Source organism: Microbulbifer agarilyticus (genome assembly GCF_020171345.1).
Classification (GTDB): Bacteria; Pseudomonadota; Gammaproteobacteria; order Pseudomonadales; family Cellvibrionaceae; genus Microbulbifer; species Microbulbifer agarilyticus_D.
This window is the reverse complement of record NZ_JAIUZM010000001.1, coordinates 894,782-909,126: the sequence shown is the minus strand read 5'-3', so window position 1 is coordinate 909,126 and position 14,345 is coordinate 894,782. Positions and strand designations below refer to the sequence as shown.

The 14,345-nt window shown below is 59.0% G+C and carries 12 protein-coding genes; 10 read left to right on the top strand and 2 right to left on the bottom strand.

Annotated elements, in window-relative coordinates:
• The first annotated feature begins 8 nt into the window (after positions 1 to 8).
• Positions 9 to 455 carry a 50S ribosomal protein L9 gene (rplI, locus tag LCM31_RS03675; protein WP_222246106.1) on the top strand — a complete coding sequence of 149 codons (447 nt, stop codon included), beginning with the start codon at positions 9 to 11 and terminating at the stop codon, positions 453 to 455.
• Positions 456 to 709: 254 nt separating this feature from the next.
• The gene (gene dnaB, locus LCM31_RS03670; protein WP_224867658.1) at positions 710 to 2,152 is read left to right on the top strand and encodes a replicative DNA helicase; all 1,443 of its coding nucleotides are present in this window, start codon (positions 710 to 712) and stop codon (positions 2,150 to 2,152) included.
• 342 nt (positions 2,153 to 2,494) lie between these two features.
• Here dnaB and LCM31_RS03665 read toward each other — a convergent pair whose 3' ends face one another.
• Positions 2,495 to 2,986, bottom strand: a complete 492-nt coding sequence (locus LCM31_RS03665) for a L,D-transpeptidase family protein (protein ID WP_224867656.1) — start codon at positions 2,984 to 2,986, stop codon at positions 2,495 to 2,497.
• A gap of 364 nt (positions 2,987 to 3,350) precedes the next feature.
• On the opposite strand from LCM31_RS03665, the gene bioD reads away from it, so the two are divergent.
• The 4 genes from bioD to LCM31_RS03645 all read left to right on the top strand — a co-directional run bounded on the left by bioD (position 3,351) and on the right by LCM31_RS03645 (position 7,063).
• Complete coding sequence (gene bioD / locus LCM31_RS03660; RefSeq protein ID WP_224867654.1) at positions 3,351 to 4,052, top strand: dethiobiotin synthase; 702 nt, start codon at positions 3,351 to 3,353, stop codon at positions 4,050 to 4,052.
• 170 nt (positions 4,053 to 4,222) lie between these two features.
• Positions 4,223 to 5,998: an acyl-CoA dehydrogenase C-terminal domain-containing protein gene (locus tag LCM31_RS03655; RefSeq protein ID WP_224867653.1), complete on the top strand. Its 1,776-nt coding sequence runs from the start codon at positions 4,223 to 4,225 to the stop codon at positions 5,996 to 5,998.
• A gap of 103 nt (positions 5,999 to 6,101) precedes the next feature.
• A complete protein-coding gene (locus LCM31_RS03650) occupies positions 6,102 to 6,329 on the top strand; it encodes a DUF3094 family protein (RefSeq protein ID WP_077399913.1) in 228 nt (75 codons plus the stop codon).
• Positions 6,330 to 6,394: 65 nt separating this feature from the next.
• A complete protein-coding gene (locus LCM31_RS03645; RefSeq protein WP_224867651.1) occupies positions 6,395 to 7,063 on the top strand; it encodes a nitroreductase family protein in 669 nt (222 codons plus the stop codon).
• A 71-nt stretch (positions 7,064 to 7,134) separates the two neighbouring features.
• Here the strand turns inward: LCM31_RS03645 and LCM31_RS03640 are convergent, their stop codons facing one another.
• Positions 7,135 to 7,599: an EVE domain-containing protein gene (locus tag LCM31_RS03640; protein ID WP_224867649.1), complete on the bottom strand. Its 465-nt coding sequence runs from the start codon at positions 7,597 to 7,599 to the stop codon at positions 7,135 to 7,137.
• Between the two features lie 134 nt (positions 7,600 to 7,733).
• On the opposite strand from LCM31_RS03640, the gene LCM31_RS03635 reads away from it, so the two are divergent.
• The 4 genes from LCM31_RS03635 to LCM31_RS03620 all read left to right on the top strand — a co-directional run bounded on the left by LCM31_RS03635 (position 7,734) and on the right by LCM31_RS03620 (position 14,146).
• Positions 7,734 to 8,822: a sensor histidine kinase gene (locus tag LCM31_RS03635; RefSeq protein ID WP_224867647.1), complete on the top strand. Its 1,089-nt coding sequence runs from the start codon at positions 7,734 to 7,736 to the stop codon at positions 8,820 to 8,822.
• Between the two features lie 26 nt (positions 8,823 to 8,848).
• Complete coding sequence (locus LCM31_RS03630; protein WP_222229444.1) at positions 8,849 to 9,661, top strand: LytR/AlgR family response regulator transcription factor; 813 nt, start codon at positions 8,849 to 8,851, stop codon at positions 9,659 to 9,661.
• Between the two features lie 223 nt (positions 9,662 to 9,884).
• The gene (locus tag LCM31_RS03625) at positions 9,885 to 12,989 is read left to right on the top strand and encodes an efflux RND transporter permease subunit (protein WP_224867646.1); all 3,105 of its coding nucleotides are present in this window, start codon (positions 9,885 to 9,887) and stop codon (positions 12,987 to 12,989) included.
• The gene (locus LCM31_RS03620) at positions 12,986 to 14,146 is read left to right on the top strand and encodes an efflux RND transporter periplasmic adaptor subunit (protein WP_224867644.1); all 1,161 of its coding nucleotides are present in this window, start codon (positions 12,986 to 12,988) and stop codon (positions 14,144 to 14,146) included. The genes LCM31_RS03625 and LCM31_RS03620 overlap by 4 nt, the downstream gene beginning before the upstream one ends.
• Positions 14,147 to 14,345 lie beyond the last annotated feature (199 nt).

Genomic DNA, 14,345 nt, shown 5'->3' with positions numbered 1-14,345 from the left:
GTTCCGAGATGGAAGTTATTCTGCTCGACAAAGTAGGCAAACTGGGCAACGTGGGCGACCGCGTTGAAGTAAAAGCCGGTTACGGCCGCAACTTCCTGCTGCCTACCGGTAAAGCCGTACTGGCCAACGCAGCAAACGTTGCTGAGTTCGAAGCCAAGCGCGCTGAGCTGGAAGCAGCTGCCGCTGCAAAAGTAAGCGAAGCTGAAGGCCGCGCTGCCCAGCTGGTTGAATTGGTTGTTACCATCGCTGCTAACGCTGGCGACGAAGGCAAGCTGTTCGGCTCCATCGGCACTCGCGATATCGCGGAAGCGATCACCGCTGCCGGTGTTGCAGTAAGCAAAGCTGAAGTGAAGCTGCCGGAAGGCGCTCTGCGTGAACTGGGCGAGTACGACGTAGACGTACAGCTGCACGCCGACGTAATCAGCAGCGTGAAGGTTGTTGTAGAAGCCGAATAAGCTTCTGCAGTTACCGAATCGCCACAGCGAGGCCTGTGGAGAATGGAATTGCCCGTTCTCCGTCTAGCCGCGCTACAATCAGGCGCTGGATTCTCCCTGCCGGTTTTCTACCGGTGTCGGAGGGTGCAGCGCCTGACTTGTTTGTGAGCCAGGCAAATGGTTCCCGCCCCCGGTGCACCTGGCCTGTGAGTCAGCGGCGGGGTAGGCCTGGAACCAATGACCGCAACGACCGGTAGTAACACATAGCAGCGAACATGAACGAATACGCTCCGCAAGAAGAGGCTCAGGAAGCCACCGCCAGCTCCCCGCTGCCGCACTCGGTCGAGGCCGAGCAGTCGGTGCTGGGTGGTCTGATGCTCGACGCCAGCCGCCTGGATGCGGTGGCAGAGCAGTTGAGCGCAGAAGATTTCTTCGTCGCCAATCACCGGATTATTTTCGGCGTCATGCTCGAGTTGTCCGGCGGCGAGCAGCCGCTGGATATCGTTACCCTCGCGGAAGGCCTCGCCAGTCGCGACCTGCTGGCTGATATTGGCGGCCCGGCGTACCTGGCTGAACTCGCGGAAAACACCCCGTCTGCCGCCAACATCGTCGCCTACGCGAAAATCGTGCGCGAGCGCTCCATGTTGCGCCAGTTGATCGCCGCCGCCGGCGAAATCAGCCGTACCAGTTTCAACCCCGGCGGGCTCGGCTCCGTCGACTTGCTGCAGATGGCCGAGCGCCGCGTGGCAGAGATTGCCGAAGGTCGCGCCAAAGAGGGCGGCTTTGTCGGTGTCGACTCGCTGCTGAAGAAAACCGTCGAGCGCATTGACGAACTGTTCAAATCCGAGGGCGACCTCACCGGCCTCAGCACCGGCCTCACCGAGCTCGATGAGCGCACTTCCGGCTGGCAGCCCGGTGAACTCATTATCCTCGCTGCCCGTCCTTCCATGGGTAAGACCGCACTGGCGCTGAACTTCGTCGAAGCCGCCATGCTCAGCCAGGAGAAGCCGACTCTGGTCTTCAGTATGGAGATGCCGTCGGACAGCCTGGTCATGCGTATGCTGTCTTCCATTGGCAAGATCGACCAGGGGCGTATCCGTAACGGTAAGTTGCAGGAGGAGGATTGGCCCAAGCTCTCCAGTGCTGTGCAGAAGATGAAGGGCAAGGGGCTCTATATCGACGATACCCCGGGCCTGTCACCGTCAGAGGTGCGTGCGCGTGTGAAGCGCACGGTGCGCGATCACACCAACAAGCTGATGCAGGCGGACCCCAGACTGAGCCGCGAAGATGCGGAACAGCGTGCGCTGCCGGCGATGGTGATGGTGGATTACCTGCAGCTGATGCAGGTGAAGGGCAGCACCGAAGGGCGTACCCAGGAGATCTCGGAAATCTCCCGCTCCTTGAAGGCGCTGGCCAAAGAATACGAATGCCCGGTGATTGCTTTGTCGCAGTTAAACCGGGGGGTGGAACAGCGCCCGAACAAGCGCCCGATGAACTCGGACCTGCGGGAATCCGGTGCGATCGAGCAGGATGCGGATGTGATCCTGTTTATCTACCGGGACGAGTATTACAACGAAGACAGCCCGGATAAGGGGCTGGCGGAGTTGATTATCGGTAAGCAGCGTAACGGTGAGATCGGTACCTGCCGCGCGGCGTTTGTGGGTAAATTCACCCGCTTTGATGATCTGGCGCCTGAGTACTATCAGGAAGAGCACTAGCCCCCGATGTTGAACCGGGTTGAGAAGCTTAGAGATAAGGTGACGATGCCAGGTAAAGGTTTGTGAGACCTTCTAAAACAGGGATGTTTTAGAAGAGCCCCCAGGGATGGGTTCACGGCGTGTCTCACAAACCTTTACCTGGTAGCGTCACCGCCACGGCTCTGGATTTGGAGCTTTGTTATAGCTTGGTGGCGGTCAAGCGCCGGCTGCGGGTTTTCAGGACCGCTGTTAACCCATCCCTGGGCGCTGCGGCGGCGACGTCCATGTCGCCGACGCTCCTGAAAACCCGCAGCCGGCACTTGTCCTTCGATTCGAACTTTGAGCGCTGCTATCTATTTGCGATCAGGGGAAAATCTCAATCGGCGTACCGGTATCCACCATCGCCCAGATCTCGTCCATCTCCGGGTTGGTTACCGCGATACAACCGTCGGTCCAGTTCATGCGGGTCAGGTACTGTTCAATACCTTTCCAGTGCGGTTTCTGGCCGTGGATCATGATGGCGCCACCTGGGCTGCGGCCCATTTTCTTCGCCCGCGCACGGTCCGCCGCATTAGGGTAGGAAACCTGGATAGCGCGATAGTAGGTGCTGTTTTTCTTTTTCCAGTTCAGGGTGTAGCGGCCTTCCGGCGTACGGGAGTCGCCCTCGTACTGCTTGTGCCCAATAGGGTTTTTACCAAATACCACCTTGTAGCTTTTAACAACCCTACCGTTGCGTTTCAGCTGCATCAGGTGCTTGGATTTGTATACGACCACCTCATCTACGGTTTTAATCTTGGCCATAGCCAGGGTGGGGATCATTAACAGGGCAATCAGACTCAGTTTCAGGTATCGCATGGCTCTCGTCGGTAGTAATGGCATTGTTGGTGTCATTCCGGGGCTGAACAATCAGCTTCCGTGCTCTCGCACTTCCACATCCCTGACATTTGCGGGGCGTCTCTGCGGGTTGGCAGAATCGAGCTGCCGGGCGGAGAAATGTGGTTGCGCGGTGCGACTTGGTGACGCAATAGCGTTATGACAGCGCTGTCCCTGACTGTCACCCCAGACCAGGTCCGGGAACTTTTTTAGGCAATTATCCTAACCCGGGCCTCGATTGGCGAAATGGGTTGCATGAATACCGCTCTAAGTGATCAATTTATCAGCAAGTAGATCATGTTTAAAGAGCCGTCAAACAAAAAAACCAAAGAATGAGGAAGAATTTGTGACCGAAACTTTGTTTGTGACTGGAACGAATACAGAGGTCGGTAAAACCTATGCCACCGCGGCATTATTGCATGCGGCGGGCGAGCAGGGCCTGAAAACCGCGGCGGTAAAACCGGTGGCGTCCGGCTGTGCGCAGACCCCGGAAGGCCTGCGCAACAGCGATGCCCTGACCCTGATTGAGGCGATGAACCAGGGCATGCCCTACGAGCAGGTCAACCCGGTGGCGCTGGAACCCGCCATCGCCCCGCATATCGCGGCGATGGAGGCGGGGCGCAGGCTGGATGTTTCCCGTCTTGAGGGCATTTGCCGCGGTGTCATGAGTAGTGGCGCCGATCTGGTGCTGATCGAGGGCGCCGGTGGCTGGCGGGTGCCTTTGGCCCCCCGTCAGTTCCTGTCGGACCTGCCGCGCGCGCTGGAATTGCCGGTTATTCTGGTGGTGAGTGTCGAACTGGGCTGCATCAATCACGCATTGCTGACCGCTGAAGCCATTCGTCGCGACGGCCTGCCGCTAGCGGGCTGGGTGGCAAACTTTGTGCGCGGTCCGCAGGAAGATATGCCCCGCGCCGAGGAAAACCTGATGACCCTGCGGGCAATTTTGCCCGCGCCATGCCTAGGCACCCTGCCGTACGACGAATCTGGCGACTACCGTAATGGCGCCGCCCACCTCGACCTCTCCCCGCTGCTATCTTCTTCCAACTGACCAAATTTGGTTGATTCCCCAGGCCGGACCGTGGGTCCGGCTTGACTTGGGAGGCCCTTCAGCCTAGATTTCAAACATGCGTTTGAAACAAACGATTGATTGACTCTGGCTTGCACATCGTAGAGCCATCTCCAGACACACCAAAAAAATCGATTCTAAGAGGCGACACCATGGCCGATTACAAGGCGCCACTGCGCGAGATGAACTTCCTGCTGCACGAAGTATTCGAGGCAGACAAACTGTGGGCGCGCCTGCCGGCGCTGGCGGAAACCGCGGACCGCGAGACCGCCGACGCCATTCTGGAAGAGATGGGCAAGCTGGCCGCAAACACCCTCGACCCGATCAACCGCAGCGGCGATGAAGAAGGCTGCTCCTGGAACGACGGTGTGGTAACCACGCCGAAAGGTTTCCCCGAAGCCTACGCCACCTTCTGTGAGGGCGGCTGGGGCGCGCTGGTGGGCAACCCCGAATTTGGCGGTATGGGCATGCCCAAGATGCTGGGTGCCCAGGTCGAGGAAATGCTGAACTCATCAAACATCTCTTTCGCCCTGTACCCGGTACTGACCAACGGTGCCTGCCTGGCGATCGATGCCCACGGCAGTCAGGAGCTGAAAGAAAAGTACCTGCCCAACATGTACGCCGGCACCTGGTCCGGTGCCATGGACCTCACCGAGCCGCACGCCGGTACCGACCTCGGCATTATCCGCACCAAGGCGGAACCGCAGGGAGACGGCAGCTACTCCATTACCGGTAGCAAGATCTTTATTACCGGCGGCGACCAGGACCTGTCCGAAAACGTGATTCACCTGGTGCTGGCCAAGCTGCCGGATGCGCCGAAAGGGCCCAAGGGCATCTCCCTGTTCCTGGTGCCCAAGATTCTGGTGAACGAAGACGGCAGCCTGGGCGAGCGCAATGCGGTCAACTGTGGCTCCATCGAACACAAGATGGGCATCAAGGCGTCCTCCACCTGTGCGATGAACTTTGACGGTGCCAAGGGCTGGCTGGTTGGTGAGCTGAACAAGGGCCTCGCCGCCATGTTCACCATGATGAACTACGAGCGCCTGGGTGTCGGTATCCAGGGGCTGGGTGCTTCCGAGCGCTCCTATCAAAATGCGATTGAATACGCCCGCGACCGAGTGCAGAGCCGTTCCCCGTCCGGTGCCAAGCAGCCAGAAAAGGCCGCTGACCCGATCATCGTGCATCCGGACGTACGCCGCATGCTGCTTACGCAGAAAGCCTACATCGGTGGCGCCCGCGCACTGTCTACCTATGTCGCCAAGTGGCTGGACCTGGCCAAGTACGGCGAAGGTGAGGAAAAGCAGCAGGCGGAAGCGATGGTTGCATTGCTCACCCCGGTGGCCAAAGCCTTCTTTACCGACCGCGGCCTCGACTGCACCGTAATTGGCCAGCAGGTATTTGGTGGTCACGGCTATATCCGTGAGTGGGGGCAGGAGCAGCTGGTACGCGATGTGCGCATTACCCAGATCTACGAAGGTACCAACGGTATCCAGGCGCTGGACCTGATCGGCCGTAAGACCGTCGCCAACGGTGGCGCCTTGTTTGAGCTGTTTGCCGCCGACGTACAGCAGTTTATCGATGACAATGCCGGCAACGCCGACCTGGTCGAGTTTATCCAGCCGCTGACCGCTGAGCTGCAGCGTTTGAAAGACGCGACCGCAGCGGTTATCGAGGCCACCAAAACCGACCCGAATGCACCGGGTGCGGCCTCCGTGGACTACCTGGATCTGTTTGGCTATGTGGCTTACGCCTATATGTGGGCCAAGGTCGCCAGCGTTGCCAGCGGCAAAGACGAGGATTTCTACCGTGCCCAGATCAAGACCGCGCGTTTCTACTTCGCGCGCCTGCTGCCGAAGTCCCAAGCCCTGGCCGCCAGTGTCGTGGCCGGCAGCGGTACCCTGATGGACCTGGAAGAAGAGTTGTTCTGATCTTCCGTCCCCGGTTCCAAAAAAGCCCCGCACCCGCGGGGCTTTTTTCATGGCGGCGAATCTCCTACACTCGGGGCATCACAATAAAAATACCGGGTTGCTTATGTCCAAATTTGAGTCCAATCCAGAACAGGATGCGGACCTCTCGGTTCCGCCGAAAAAACTCTCCGACGAAGACCAGGCAAAGGTCGACCGCTATCTGGCCCGCGGCTACAACCGGGTCGAGCGCAAGCCATTCCGTCCACTTCTGTTGCTCGGCATTATTCTGATTGTGTTGACCCTGCTGTCCCTGCTCAGCCTGTTTATCGCGGGCACTAAAGGCGTTGTGTAACGTGGGCATTGTGTAAAGCGGGTGTTGTGCAACAAGCGCCGGATTCGAAATAGGAATTGACTGTCATGGCTGAAGCCGAAGAATTTATCCCGCTGCAATTTGAGCAGCTTGATGATGCGACCAAGGCCGCGCGGGCCAAAGCATTTTATGAGCAGATGAAGCAGCGACGCTCGGTGCGCGATTTTTCCAGTGCGCCGGTGCCGCGCGCGGTGATTGAAGACGCGGTGCGTACCGCTGGCAGTGCACCCAGCGGGGCCAATATGCAGCCCTGGCACTTCTGTGTGGTGGAGTCAGAAACGGTAAAGAAAGAAATTCGTATCGCTGCTGAAGCGGAAGAGCGCGAGTTTTACGAACGACGCGCGTCGGAAGAGTGGCTCGATGCGCTGGCGCCGCTGGGGACCGACGCACACAAGCCGTTCCTGGAAACGGCACCCTACCTGATCGTGATCTTCCTGAAGAAGTTTTCCCAAGGTGAGGCGGGTGAGCAGCTGAAGAATTACTACACCTCGGAGTCGGTGGGCATCGCCACCGGTATGCTGCTGGCAGCATTGCACAACGCCGGTGTCGCCACTTTGACCCATACCCCGAGCCCGATGAAGTTTCTCAACCAGATCCTCGGCCGTCCCAGCGATGAACGCCCCTATATGATTGTGGTGGCAGGACTGCCGGAAGAGGGCGCGGAAGTGCCGGCGATCCAGAAGAAGCCACTCGAGGAAATCGCCGAATTTATCTAGCGCGTCGCTATTGCGCTTCTAGTGCGCCTCCAGTGTGTCTCTAGTGCAACTTAGCGGGCCGGCCCGATGCTTTAGCTGGCTTCTCCCAGTTTCTTGATGAGGCTCCACTCCGTCGCTTTTACCGGCTGAATAGAAAGCCGCCCCTGCTTCACCAGTACCATCTCCTCCAGTGCCGGGTTCTGCTTGATGTCTTTTAGCGGCACCGGTTGGGCAAATGCGCTTTGCCAGCGGATATCCACGCAGTACCAGCGCGGCTGCTCTGCGGTCGCCTTGGGGTCGAAGTATTTGCTCTCCGGGTCGAACTGGGCCGGGTCCGGGTAGGCACCGCGCACCACGCTGGCGGTGCCGACAATCGCCGGGACCTTGCAGGCGCTGTGGTAGAAGAGCACGCCGTCGCCCTCCTGCACCGAGTCGCGCAGGAAGTTGCGCGCCTGGTAGTTGCGGATGCCATCCCAGCGGCCTGTATGACCAGGCTCCCTCTTCAGGTCATCCAGGCTATATTCATCCGGTTCCGACTTAAACAGCCAGTAATTCATCGCTATCCCCCAAATCTGCGCGATTTCTGCGGCAACCTGTCAGATTGCTGCGGTTGGTGGTATTTCGTTCACCGCGTTCCTCATTTAGGCTATTTTCCCAGATTGGCGCAATGCGTGCGCACTTATGGAGAAATATGGGTACTTCTGTTTTTAACTGGCTTTCCGACAAGCTGGCAAGTGAGCGTCACCAGTACTGGGCGCTGCAGTGCAGCGGCTGGGCGGGCTATACGTTGCTGACGTTTATCGGTGGCTTCTTCTGGGTGGAGAACCACCTGCTGTACTGCGGCTACCTTGCCGTGGCCACGGCGTCGGGGATCGCCCTGTCGGAAGGCATGCGCCGCGGTTTCCAGCGTCTGTGGGACAAACCGCCGGCCACGCGTCTGATCGGTTCCCTCGGAGTCATCATCCTGGCGGCGGCACTGTGGGCGGCGATCAAGTTTGGTGGCAACCTGTGGCTGTACGGCAAGGAGAGCGACGAGCACCCGCTGGTGATGTCGGTCTACTGGTTCTCCTACTCGTTCCTGATCTACATGACCTGGACGGCGCTCTACTACGGCATCAAGTACTACCAGACATCCCTGCAGCAGCAGGAGAAGGCGCTGAAGGCGGAGTCCATCGCGCACCAGTCACAGCTCAAGATGCTGCGCTACCAGCTGAACCCGCACTTCCTGTTCAATACCCTGAATGCGATTTCCACCCTGATCCTGGATCAGGATGGCAAGACCGCTAACAGCATGGTGACCCGCCTGTCGCAGTTCCTGCGCCACTCGCTGGATAACGACCCCATGCAGAAGGTAACGCTGGCGAAAGAAGTCGAGGCGCTGATGCTGTATCTCGACATTGAAAAGGTGCGCTTCGCCGACCGCTTGCAGATCAATATCGACCTGGAAGGCGATGCGCCCCGCGCACTAGTGCCGAGCCTGCTGTTGCAACCGATTGTGGAAAACGCGATTAAGTACGGTATTTCCCAGCGTGAATGGGGCGGCGAGATCACCATCAAGGCGCGGGTGTTTGCCGGTGAGCTGCTGGTCGAGGTCAGCGACAATGGCCCGGGCGTGTCCGAGAAAGAACTCTCCGGGCTGGGGCAGGGCGCCGGTGTTGGTATTCGCAATACCTGTGAGCGCTTGCGTGCGCTCTATGGTGACGAGCAGAAGACCCGCTTCTGCAACCGCCCGGAAGGCGGGCTGAGTGTGCATCTGCGCATTCCGTTTGAACAGGAATAACAGGATTATTTGGAGAGGGCGTACTGGTGAGTAGTGATATTCTGAAAGTCATCATAGTGGACGATGAACCCCTGGCTCGGCGCGGTTTGCGCCTGCGTCTGGAGAACCTCGGTGGTATAGAAGTGGTGGCCGAATGCGGCAACGGCCGCGAGGCGCGCGAACAGATCCTGGCGTTAAAGCCGGATGTCGCCTTCCTGGATATTCAGATGCCGGGGGTTAGTGGTCTGGACCTGGTACAGCTGCTTCCGGCGGACGGGATGCCACAGATTGTATTTGTCACGGCGTACGACCAGTACGCGGTAGAGGCGTTCGAAGTGAATGCGGTCGACTACGTGTTGAAGCCCATCGAAGAAGATCGCCTGGCGATGGCGTTGCAGCGGGTGCGGGAGAAGCGCGGTAGCGAAAACCTCGTGGCCCAGCGCGAGCAATTGCTGGAGGCGGTCGCGGACCTGACCCACGAATCGCCGGAAGCGCTGGAAGAAAAACTGGCGGCGGGCGAACTGGGTGGCAGCCGCTACCCGGAAAAAATCGCCATCAAAGATTCCGGAAAAATCTCTCTGGTACCGGCGCGGGATATCGACTGGATCGATGCCGCCGGAGATTACATGTGTGTGCATGCCAACGGCGAAACCCATGTTATGCGCATCACCATGAAGGAGCTGGAGCAGCAGCTGGACCCCAAAGTGTTCCAGCGTATTCACCGCTCAACCATCGTCAACCTGAAACGCGTGCGCGAGATCTGCGCACATATCAACGGTGAGTATCACCTGGTGCTGAACAACGGTGAGCGATTGAAGATGAGCCGCAGCTATAAGAACAAGGTTCAACATTTTATCTAGTTTTCGACAGCGTTTTTTCTAGTGTTATTTGAAAGCGGAGCAGTGTGCTCCGCTTTCTCATTGCACGCTTCAACTTCGTAAACCGATCGTCTTATTTTTTCTCCGGCTCGCCCGCAAAATCCTTCCCTCTATCGCAACCGCGTTGCCTTGCTGCCCTCAGCAGATATTCTCAACCTCAAAAGTATTTTGATAAAAACAATCAAACGTTGATGGGGTCGCGCGCATGTCGCTCACCAATACCGCGCTAAAGAATCCTGCCGCCACGGCGGTCGCCGTGGTGCTTGCCGTGCTGCTGGGCGCGTTTCTCGCCAGCAAACTGCCGGTGCAATTATTTCCCGATATCGAAAACCCGCAGATCACCATCCAGGCTGGGTGGCGAGCGGCTTCGCCTAAGGAAGTAGAGGCGGAAATTGTTGAGCCGATCGAGTCGGTGCTGCAGGGAGTGACCGGGCTGGAGATGATGCAGGTAAACGCCGGTCGCGGTGGCGCCTGGGTGAATCTCGAGTTTGCCATGGGCACGGATATGGACAAGGTGCTCATCGATGTGATCAGCCGGATGAGCAGTCTGCCGCCATTGCCGCGGGATGCAGAGCCGCCGCGGGTGATGTTGGGCGGCTGGGGTGGCAATACGTCGCCGCTGACGTATTTCTTCCTACAGTTGTTGCCGGGCAATCCGAACACCATGCAGGAGTACACGGGCCTAATTGAAGACGTGTTGCGCCCGGAGCTGGAGGCGGTGCCCGGCGTTGCGAGTGTAGCGGCGCAGAATGGTGTCGCTGCGAGGGAAGAGCTGCAGGTGGTGTTCGATCCGTGGAAGGCGGCGGAGCTAGGGATTCAGTTGCCGCTGGTTACCCAGCAGTTGGCATCGGCACGGGATGTGTCCGGCGGCTTTACCGATGTGGGGCGCCGTCGCTACACCCTACGCTTTGCCGGTGAGTACCGTCCGGATGAGCTTGCGCAACTGGTTCTGGAGTGGCGTGATGGACGCCCCGTGCGACTAGGCGATATCGCCAGTGTGCAAGTGGCGCCGTCGGAATCCAATGGCACCGCTACACAAAATGGCAACCCGGCGGTTTCTATCCGTATTAATCGCGCCAATGGCGCCAATATGCTGGCGACTCTGGAGCGGGTTAAGGCGCGGGTCACGGAGTTGAATGACACCATGTTGGCGGATCAGAAGCTGGTGCTGGTGCAGTCCTTTGATGCATCGATCTTTGTCTACCGTGCGTTGAATTTACTCGGTGGAAACCTGCTGCTTGGCATGCTGCTGGCGGTGGGGGTGTTGTGGTGGTTTATGCGGCGTATGCGCGCCACCCTGATCGTAGCCGCGGCGATTCCAATTTCCCTGCTTGCCACCTTTGTGGTGCTGTCTGCCGCGGGGCGTAGTGTGAATGTAATTTCGCTGGCGGGGCTCGCGTTTGCTACCGGTATGGTGCTGGACGCCGCCATTGTGGTGCTGGAAAACATTATTCGCCTGCGGGAAAAGGGTAAGAGTCCCGACGAGGCTTCCGCGCAGGGCGCCGGACAGGTGTGGGGTGCACTGCTGGCGAGCACGGCAACCACGGTAGCCATTTTCCTGCCGGTATTTTTTCTCAACAGCGTGGAAGGGCAGATCTTCGGTGACCTGGCACTCACCATTGCCGTGGCGGTGGTGTTTTCGCTGCTGGTTGCGGTGGCAGTAGTGCCCGTCGCGGCAAAGCTGTGGTTGCCGGAAGTTTCTGCCCGCGACCGCCTGGCACCGCTGTGGGACAAAATCAGCAGTCGGGTGATGCGACTTACTGCGACCACCACACGGCGCTGGCGAGTGATTGCTGTGTTTCTAGTGCTGCCGCTGGCCGCGACCTGGTTGCTGTTACCCAAGCTCGACTACCTGCCGCCGGTAAAGCGGGACGCTGTGGACGTGTGGCTGAATTTCCCCGCGGCCACCAACAATAAAACTATTGCGAAAGAAGTGGTGGCAGAACTCGATCGGCGTATGGGCCCATATATGCGCGGAGAAAAAGAGCCGGCGTTAAAAAACTATTACATCCTCACCTGGCCGAATGGCGGCACCATGGGGGTGCGGGTGAAGGATATGAGTAAGGCTGCAGATATGGAACGCATCCTGCGGCAGGAAGTGCTCAAGGATATTCCAGATTTTCAGGGCTTTGCTGCGCGGGGCAACTTGTTCGGCCAGTTCGGCGGCGACCGGCAAATTGAGCTGCATCTGCAATCCAAAGACGCAGAGGGACTGATGAAAGCCGCCGCGGCCGGCGTGGAAATTATCGGCGAACAGATGCCGGGTGTACCCGTGCAACCCAACCCGGGCCTGTCACTGGCAGAGCCGGAACTCACCGTGCATCCGGATGACCGCGCCATCTACGAGCAGGGCTGGAACCGCCAGGATATGGGCAGCCTGATTCGCGCGCTCGGCAATGGCCTCTACGTGGGTGAGTACTTCAACGGTGAAAAACGCCTGGATGTGATCTTCAAGGCGCAGGAGTGGGGTACGCCCGAGCAGTTGGAAAACACCCCGCTGGTTACCCCCCGCGGCCAGATTACTTCGCTCTCGCAGTTGGCCAGTGTGGAGCGCACGGTGGGGCCGGGCAGCCTGCGTCGGGTGGACGGGCGTCGCACCATCAGCTTGCGTATCGTGCCGCCGGACAATGTTTCCCTGGAGGAAGTGCGTGCGCAAATTGAGGCAGATATCCTGCCGAAAATTCAGGCCGCGATGCCTGCCGACGGCAGCATTCTGGTGGGCGGTAATGCCAGTGATCTGGATAACGCGATCCAATCCCTGTCGCAGAATTTCGTCCTGGCACTGGTGATCCTGTTCCTGCTGATGAGTGCGCTGTTCCGCTCTCTGAAAGACGCAGCTCTGGTTTTACTGACCGTGCCGCTTGCCACGGTGGGCGGGGTGCTCGCGCTTCGCTTGATTAATCTGTTTGGCTTCCAGCCGCTGGACCTCCTGACCATGATCGGCTTTGTGATCCTGCTCGGCCTGGTGGTTAACAATGCAATCCTGCTGGTGCATCAAACCCGCGCCGCGGAGCAGGAAGGGCTCGATCGTTCTTCTGCCGTAGAGCAGGCCCTGAAGCTGCGGCTGCGGCCGATCTTCATGAGCACCCTCACCAGCGTGTTTGGCATGTTGCCGCTGCTGGTGGCGCCCGGTGAAGGCAGTGTGATTTATCGCGGCCTGGCCGCGGTAATCGTTGGCGGTATGGCGGTAAGCACCCTGTTTACCCTGGTTCTGCTACCCGCGCTGCTGCAAACCGGCAAACTGCCCTTACCGGGTCTAAACAAAATTCAACACAAACTCCACGCCGACCACGCAGGGAGCGAGTCATGATGCAGACGAAAAATATTTCTCGAAATCGAATTTCCCATTGGATCAACGCACTGCTGATCGCAGGCAGTATTTTTTCCTTACCTGTTTTCGGTCAAGGAGCGCAGGATGGCGTGGCGGTCTCCACCAGCCGCGCACAGCTGCGCGATCTTTCCCCAAGTCAGTGGGCTGCGGGGCGCGTGGTGAGTCGGCGCGATATTCGCGTGTCATCCCAGCTGGATGGCCTGCTGGAATATGTTGCAGAGCCGGGTACGCAGGTGAAGCAGGGCCAGCGCCTCGCCGAGCTAGATGCAACCCCGTGGAAGTTGCAGTTGCGCGACGCGGAAAGCCAGATCAAACAACTGCAGGCGCGCCTGACCTATATGGACGCGCAACTGAATCGCCTGCAATCCCTCGCCGAGCGCAACAGCACATCGCGCGCAGTCCTGGAAGAGCAGCAGGCAGAGCGGGAGGCGTTGGCTCAGCAATTGGCCGCGGCAGAAATTGCCCGTGATCGCAGCCAGTACGAACTGGGTAAAACCCGCATCAATGCGCCCTTTGATACCTTGGTGGTCAGCCGTGAACTACAGCCCGGCGAATACGTGCGCACAGGTGATGAGCTGATGCGCGCGCTGGATATGGGGCAGCTGGAAGTGGAAGCAGATATTCCCTTGGGGGCATTGCCCTTATTGCAACAGGGCGACGTCCTGACTTTGCGCAGCGATGTGCTGGGTAACCGCGCCCAGCGCGAGTCTGCTGCGACAGTTGTGCAGGGACAGGTACGGCAGCTGGTGCCGGTGGCCGATACCGGCTCTCGCCGGGTGAAAATGTTGGTCAGTTTGCCCACCGAAGTTGCTGCCGGATGGATCGCCGGGTTGCCGGTACAGGTAGCAGTGCCATTGCGTGCGGCGGAGCAGACCATAGCCATTCCCCGCGATGCCCTGATCCTGCGCGATGGCAATGCCTACGTATTCCGGGTGGATGGCGAAGGCAAGGCGCAGCGTCTCGCCGTTACCGCCGGCAGTGGCGACGGCGACTGGATAGCCGTGGAAGGGGATGTGCGCGATGGTGATCAGGTCATCGTGCGCGGCGCCGAGCGCCTGCAGCCGGGGCAGGCAGTCAAGGTCCTCCGTGAAATCGCGGTGGGCGAGGCAGTTAATACCAAGTTGCGCGACTCATAACGGGGCTTGGTCACGTACACATTTTATGTCCATACCTGCGGCATGTTGCGAGGCGTGATCCTGAGGTAGCGCCTGCCTGTATCGTGTCGGGTTCAATTTTCACGGAGTAGGACTCCAGCGGTCGGTGAGGAATTTCGAGGTGGGTTGTTATGCCCGGGCCATATTGGCTGGATCGGGTGTTGTCCTGTCTCGCGGGTTA

Excerpts from the sequence above, each read along its gene's own strand:
- rplI (WP_222246106.1), top strand. The coding sequence starts at position 9 with ATGGAAGTTATTCTGCTCGACAAAGTAGGCAAACTGGGCAACGTGGGC.
- dnaB (WP_224867658.1), top strand. The coding sequence starts at position 710 with ATGAACGAATACGCTCCGCAAGAAGAGGCTCAGGAAGCCACCGCCAGC.
- LCM31_RS03665 (WP_224867656.1), bottom strand. The coding sequence starts at position 2,986 with ATGCGATACCTGAAACTGAGTCTGATTGCCCTGTTAATGATCCCCACC.
- LCM31_RS03655 (WP_224867653.1), top strand. The coding sequence starts at position 4,223 with ATGGCCGATTACAAGGCGCCACTGCGCGAGATGAACTTCCTGCTGCAC.
- LCM31_RS03650 (WP_077399913.1), top strand. The coding sequence starts at position 6,102 with ATGTCCAAATTTGAGTCCAATCCAGAACAGGATGCGGACCTCTCGGTT.
- LCM31_RS03645 (WP_224867651.1), top strand. The coding sequence starts at position 6,395 with ATGGCTGAAGCCGAAGAATTTATCCCGCTGCAATTTGAGCAGCTTGAT.
- LCM31_RS03640 (WP_224867649.1), bottom strand. The coding sequence starts at position 7,599 with ATGAATTACTGGCTGTTTAAGTCGGAACCGGATGAATATAGCCTGGAT.
- LCM31_RS03635 (WP_224867647.1), top strand. The coding sequence starts at position 7,734 with ATGGGTACTTCTGTTTTTAACTGGCTTTCCGACAAGCTGGCAAGTGAG.
- LCM31_RS03625 (WP_224867646.1), top strand. The coding sequence starts at position 9,885 with ATGTCGCTCACCAATACCGCGCTAAAGAATCCTGCCGCCACGGCGGTC.
- LCM31_RS03620 (WP_224867644.1), top strand. The coding sequence starts at position 12,986 with ATGATGCAGACGAAAAATATTTCTCGAAATCGAATTTCCCATTGGATC.